Below are 5,632 nucleotides of genomic sequence, written 5' to 3'. Positions count from 1 at the left end.
GGATGGTGGCGCTCGCCGGCTGGGCGGCGGGGGCCTACCACCTGGAGCGCGCCGGGAACGCCCAGGTGGCGTCCATCGTGAAGGCGGCCTGGCTGATGCTGGGCGTGGGCCTCTTCGAGGAGGCGCTCTTCCACGGCTACCTCTTCCAGCGCGCCATCCGGGGTCTGGGCACCCGCTGGGCGCAGGTCGTCATCTCCCTCATCTTCTGCCTGGCCCACCCCTTCAACACCGCCATGGAGGTCCCCACGCGCATCGTGGCGATGGTCACCACCTTCCTCGCGGGCTGGATGCTGGGCCTGTGCTACCTGCGCACGCGGCACCTGGCGCTGCCGGTCGGCGTGCACATGGGCTGGAACTGGTTCCTGTCCGTGATGGGCTTCGGCGTGAGCGGCAAGGAGTCCCGAGGCTGGTGGACGCCCGTCTTCGAAGGCCGTCCGGAGTGGGTGTCCGGCGGTGCCTACGGCCTGGAGGCGTCCATCTTCTGCGTCGTCGTCCTGTGCGTCGTGATTGCCGCCCTGACGCGCTGGAAGGGCTCCGCCGCGCCGGAGACGCAGGCGCTGCCCCGTCCGGAGCAGGCGCCCGCGCTGAACGGATAGGCGCTCAGGCCTTCAGCGCCGAGGCCGACGGCGAGCGGCGGCCTGCGCGGCCAGGTACTCCGCGAACACGGCCTCGAAGGTCGCCGCGAACTCACGGATGCGCGGGACCTTGCGCAGGTCCTTGTGCATCGTGAGGTAGAAGCGGAGCGACGGCAGCGGCGTCTCCAGCCGCACCGGGAGCAGCTCCGGGTGGTCCTTCGAGGCCCCCAGTCCCAGCATGACCAGGCCCATGCCGCCCTTCGCCGCGTGCAGCCGCGCCTCCATCGAATTGGAGCGGAAGGGGAAGCGAGCCGCGCCCCGCTGCATCAACCAGCGTGAGGGCCCCTGCCCGCGAGGCGTCTCGTCCTCCACGACGAAGTCCTGCTCCCGGTAGTCGTCCGCGCCCAGGAAGCGCTTGGGAAGCGAGCGCGAGAGGTAGTCCCCGCTGGCGAAGAGGCCACTCTCGACCTCGCCCAATGGCTTGTCGATGAGCACCGGCGAGGAGGACCGCCCGCCCCGCACGCCGAGGTCCGCTTCGCGCGAGGACAGGTCCACGAACCGCAGCTCTGAAATCACTTCAAGCTGCGTCTCCGGATGCAGCCGCCGGAACCGCGTGGCCGCCTCCGCCGCCCCTCCCCCGAAGCCGTCCGGCACGGAGACGCGGATCCTGCCTGCGTACGGTGAACGTCCGCCCTCGTCCCGCCGGTGCGCACGCAATGACTGCTCGAAGCGCTCCGCCAGCGCGATGAGTTCCAGCGCCTCCTTCTCCAGCCAGGCGCCCTGCGAGGTGCGGTGGACCAGCGCGCGTCCCAGGTCCTTCTCCAGCGCGCCGATGCGGCGTGCCACCGTGGAGGTGGACAGGCCCAGCTGGAGCCCCGCCGCGAGGAAGCTGCCGCCGCGATGCACTTCGAGCAGGACGCGGAGGTCATCCCAGGCGGGCAGTTTGTTTTCCATGGATGCAAAACACTCTAGGCCGCCGGGAGCGCGGGCGTCTTCGGCCGGGTCATCCGCGCGATGAGCTTCGCGCTCAGCGCCCGGGAGAAGAACCGGTTGGCGAAGGCCGCCATCCGGTTGACCCACCCATGCACCACCGACGAGCGCCCGGCGATGAACGCGGCCAGCCCTACGTCCACCACGTCCTCCGGACGCGCCTTCCTCCCAGGGGACGCGCCCTCTCCGGAGCGCTCGAAGAACGGCGTGTCCGTCGCCCCCGGCGACAGGGCGAGCACCCGCACGCCGCGCTCGCGGTACTCCGCCCAGAGCGCTTCGCTGAAGGACAGGACGAAGGCCTTCGTCGCCCCATACACCGCCATGTACGGCGTCGGCTGGTACGCGGCCATCGAGGCCACGTGGATGACACCGCCCTGCCGCCGTTCCAGCATCGGCAGGAAGACGTGCGTCAGCTCCACGAGCGCGTGGACGTTGAGGTCGATCTGCTCCAGCTGATCTTCCAAGGGCAGCACGTCGAACCCACCGTGCAGGCCAAAGCCCGCGTTGCTCACCAGGACGTCCACCTCCAGCCCCTTCGCGCGGACCGCGTCGAGGAGCTTCCGGGGCGCCCCCGGCGCGGTCAGGTCGAAGGGGAGGACGTGCGCGTTGCCCAGCTCCGTCGCGAGCGCCTGGAGCTTCCCCTCGCTGCGCGCCACCAGCACCAGCGTGGCCCCGCGCCGAGACAGCTGGCGGGCGAACTCCGCGCCAATGCCCATGGACGCCCCCGTCACCAGCACCGTCTTGCCCGCGAAATCGAAAGGTCTCATGGGGCAAGGATGGGCGCCGGCCGCCTTCACGACAACGGAGAGCGGCGGGCACCTGCTTTCCGGAAATGGAAAGCGGCCGCGGCGGCTACTCGCGCGACGGGAATGGAGGCCCCGGGCGCGGCGTGTAGACGTTGGCGCTCACGGACCTGGCCGACGCGGTGATGCCAATCAGGCTCTCCGCGTGCCCCAGGAAGAAGTAGCCCGTCTCCGGCAGCCGCGAGAGCAGCCCCTGGATGACGCGCGTCCGGGCCTCCGCGCCGAAGTAGATGAGCACGTTGCGGCAGAAGATGATGTCGAACGGGCCCACCGGCCAGGTGGCCGGCGCGTGCAGGTTCGCGCGCGCGAAGCGCATGAAGGTCCGCAGCTCCGGGCCCGCCGTCATCAGGCCCTCCTGGGTGCGCACGCCCTTGAGCATGTACTTGCGCAGCAGCACCTGCGGGATGGTCCGGGCCCGGTCCAGGTTCCAGAGGCCTTCTTCCGCGCGCTTCACCGCCCAGGTGGACAGGTCCGTGGCGACGACCTCCAGGCTCCACCCGGAGCCCTTGGGGAACGCCTCCAGCAGCTCCATCGCCAGCGAGTACGGCTCCTCGCCCGTGGAGCACCCGGCGCTCCAGACCCGGACGCTGCGGGGACGGCGGCCCTGCGCCGCCTGGGCCGCCCACTCCGGGAAGACGTGCTCGCGCAACAGCTCGAAGTGCCGGGGCTCGCGGAAGAACGACGTCTCATGGGTGCAGAGGCTGTCGAGCATCCGCACCTTCTCCGCCTCGTTCCCCCGCGAGGTGACGTACGCGTGGTACGCGGCGAAGGACGAGAGCCCCAGCTCCCGCAGCCGCCGCGACAGCCGGTTCGCCACCAGCGCGCTCTTGGCGGAGGACAGGTGGATGCCGGCCTCCGACTCCACCAGGGCCTGGAACAGCGCCAGCTCCGAGCGCGTCAGCTCCGAGGGCAATGCGGACGGCCAGGGCCCGTCCCCGCTCATCCCCTCACCCGTTGCCTGACGCTTCCGGAGCCGGAGCCGGGGCCGCGGCCTCGTCCGTGGCGGCCGTCAGCCGCAGGAGTTCCTCCAGCGACAGGAGCCGGTCCAGGTCCAGCAGCAGGATGAACGCGTCGTTGTGGCGGCCCATGCCCCGCAGGAACTCCAGCCGCACGCGCGTGCCGAAGGCGGGGGGCGGCTCGATGTCCGAGGCGCCCAGCTCCAGCACCTCGCGCACCGTGTCCGTGAGCAGCCCCAGCACCGTCTGCTGGCCGTCCAGCGCCACCTCCACGATGACGAAGCAGGACCAGCGGGTGATGGGCCGGGGCGGCAGCCCGAACTTCACCGCCAGGTCCACGACGGGCACCACGCTGCCGCGCAGGTTGATGACGCCCTGCACGGCCGCGGGCATGCCCGGCACGCGGGTGACGGGGCGGTGTTCGATGATCTCCCGCACCCGCAGGAGGCCCACGGCGTACTCCTCGCCCGCGAGCATGAAGCTCAGGTAGCTGGACCTGCCGTTGCCCGGTTCGGTGGAATCACTCATGGTTCACGCGCCTCCCTAGAACCGCTGGAAGTCATGGGGGGCCGGCGGCTCCGCGCCGTTCTGGAGCCGGGACAGCGCTCCGTTCGGAGACGCGGGCAGCGTGCCCTGCGCCGCGGCCTGGAGCCCGCGGACGGGCGAGGCCGGGGCCCGGTGGTGGGCCGGGGCGCGCTGCGCGGTGGGGCCGTTGAAGCTGAAGCCCTCCACCAACCGGAAGAAGTTCATCATCTGCAGCAGGGACTCGGCCTGCGTGGCCATCTCCTCCGCGGTGGAGGACAGCTCCTCCGCGGCGGACGCGTTGCGCTGGGTGACCTGATCCACCTGCGTCATGGCGCGGTTCATCTGCGACACGCCCACGGACTGCTCGCGAGAGGCGTTGGCCACCTGCTGCACCAGCTCCGACGTGCGGCGGATGGCGGGCACCAGGTCCGTCAGCAGCTGTCCGCTGCGCTCGGCGACCTTCACGCTGGAGGTGGCCAGGCCGCCAATCTCCTTCGCGGCCTTCTGGCTGCGCTCCGCCAGCTTGCGCACCTCCGTGGCGACCACGGAGAAGCCCCGGCCGTGCTCACCGGCGCGCGCGGCCTCCACGGCGGCGTTCAGCGCGAGCAGGTTCGTCTGGTAGGCGATCTCCTCCACGATGGAGATGCGCTCCGCGATGGCGTTCATCGCCTCCACGGTCTCCTTCACCGCGCGGCCGCACTCCTCCGCGTCCCGGGCGCCCTTCACGGCCGTCTGCTCCATCTCCCGGCTGTTCTCCGAGTTCTGGCGGATGCTGACGTTGAGCTGCTCCAGGCTGGCGGTGGTCTCCTCCACGGAGGCCGCCTGGGAGCTGGTGCCCTGCGACAGCCCCTGCGCGGCGGACGCCACCTGGAGCGACGCGGACGACAGCGAGCCCGCGGCGCCGCGCACCTCGCTGATGACGCCCGACAGCCGCTGGATCATCTCCCGCATGCTGCTCATCATCCGGCCCGTCTCGTCCGTGCCCCGGGAGACGATGTTCGCGGTGAGGTCGCCCGACGTCACCTGCGACGTCACCTGCACGGCCTCCGTCAGCGGCTGCACGATGCTGCGGGTGAGGAAGTAGGACAGCAAGCCCGCGAGCACCACGCCCAGCACGCCGCCCATGATGATCAGGTTGTAGAGGTCCACCACCATGGCCGCGGTGCGAGCGGTGCGCTCGTTCAGGAGGGTCGTCTCGTCGTCCGCCAGCTTGGTGAGCAGCATGCGGATGCGGTCCGCGGTCTGCTTGCCGCGCGCGGACTGCTCCACCGCGATGACCTGGGCCAGGTCTCCACGGCCCGCGGCGACCTCGCGGCGCTGGGAGATGAGCGGCTCCAGGTGCTGGGAGATCCACTGCTGCAACAGGTCGCGGATCTCCTGCTGGCGCTCCTGCTGGCGGCGGTCGCTCTGGGTGAACTGGCGGATGCTGTCCAGGTTCTGCGACATGCTCAACCGGCCCAGGTTGAAGGGCTCCAGGAACTTGTCGTCGCCGGTGATGATGAAGCCGCGCTGCCCCGTCTCCAGGTCGGCCATGTCACCCTCCAGGCCGCGCACGGCGATGAGCACCTTGTGGCTCTCGGTGTCGCCCTCGGCGGTGACGGAGACCTTGACGATGGTCGTGTACACCGTGACGACCAGCGCGATGATGATGGCCACCATCGCGCTGAAGGCGAGCGTCAGCTTCGCCGTGATGCTCAGGTTGTTGAACATGGTGAGACTCCGGAAGACAGCAAAAGTTCGCTACGGCGCCCGGGGGGCGTTCGCGGGGGGAGGGGTTTCCAGG

General features: G+C 70.6%; 6 protein-coding genes. 1 reads left to right on the top strand and 5 read right to left on the bottom strand.

Annotation, left to right across the window (positions count from 1 at the left end):
- A partial coding sequence (locus D7X55_RS34880; RefSeq protein WP_121725306.1) for a CPBP family intramembrane glutamic endopeptidase occupies positions 1-596 on the top strand: 596 nt, incomplete at its 5' end.
- 12 nt (positions 597-608) lie between these two features.
- On the opposite strand, the gene D7X55_RS34875 is transcribed toward D7X55_RS34880, so the two are convergent.
- The 5 genes from D7X55_RS34875 to D7X55_RS34855 form a co-directional block, all read right to left on the bottom strand.
- Positions 609-1,529, bottom strand: a complete 921-nt coding sequence (locus D7X55_RS34875) for a LysR family transcriptional regulator (RefSeq protein ID WP_121725305.1) — start codon at positions 1,527-1,529, stop codon at positions 609-611.
- 14 nt (positions 1,530-1,543) lie between these two features.
- On the bottom strand, positions 1,544-2,332 hold the full coding sequence (locus D7X55_RS34870; RefSeq protein WP_121725304.1) for an SDR family oxidoreductase: 789 nt from the start codon (positions 2,330-2,332) through the stop codon (positions 1,544-1,546).
- An 85-nt stretch (positions 2,333-2,417) separates the two neighbouring features.
- The gene (locus D7X55_RS34865; protein ID WP_121725303.1) at positions 2,418-3,311 is read right to left on the bottom strand and encodes a protein-glutamate O-methyltransferase CheR; all 894 of its coding nucleotides are present in this window, start codon (positions 3,309-3,311) and stop codon (positions 2,418-2,420) included.
- Between the two features lie 4 nt (positions 3,312-3,315).
- Complete coding sequence (locus tag D7X55_RS34860) at positions 3,316-3,852, bottom strand: chemotaxis protein CheW (protein ID WP_121725302.1); 537 nt, start codon at positions 3,850-3,852, stop codon at positions 3,316-3,318.
- Positions 3,853-3,867: 15 nt separating this feature from the next.
- Positions 3,868-5,559 (bottom strand): methyl-accepting chemotaxis protein, encoded by a 1,692-nt coding sequence (locus tag D7X55_RS34855; RefSeq protein ID WP_120547418.1) that lies wholly within the window; start codon positions 5,557-5,559, stop codon positions 3,868-3,870.
- Positions 5,560-5,632 lie beyond the last annotated feature (73 nt).

The organism is Corallococcus sp. AB049A (assembly GCF_003668885.1).
Taxonomy (GTDB): domain Bacteria; phylum Myxococcota; class Myxococcia; order Myxococcales; family Myxococcaceae; genus Corallococcus; species Corallococcus interemptor.
Note: the sequence above shows the minus strand (reverse complement) of the source record. Positions and strands in the feature narration are given on the sequence as shown.

Excerpts from the sequence above, each read along its gene's own strand:
- D7X55_RS34875 (WP_121725305.1), bottom strand. The coding sequence starts at position 1,529 with ATGGAAAACAAACTGCCCGCCTGGGATGACCTCCGCGTCCTGCTCGAA.
- D7X55_RS34865 (WP_121725303.1), bottom strand. The coding sequence starts at position 3,311 with ATGAGCGGGGACGGGCCCTGGCCGTCCGCATTGCCCTCGGAGCTGACG.
- D7X55_RS34855 (WP_120547418.1), bottom strand. The coding sequence starts at position 5,559 with ATGTTCAACAACCTGAGCATCACGGCGAAGCTGACGCTCGCCTTCAGC.
- D7X55_RS34860 (WP_121725302.1), bottom strand. The coding sequence starts at position 3,852 with ATGAGTGATTCCACCGAACCGGGCAACGGCAGGTCCAGCTACCTGAGC.
- D7X55_RS34870 (WP_121725304.1), bottom strand. The coding sequence starts at position 2,332 with ATGAGACCTTTCGATTTCGCGGGCAAGACGGTGCTGGTGACGGGGGCG.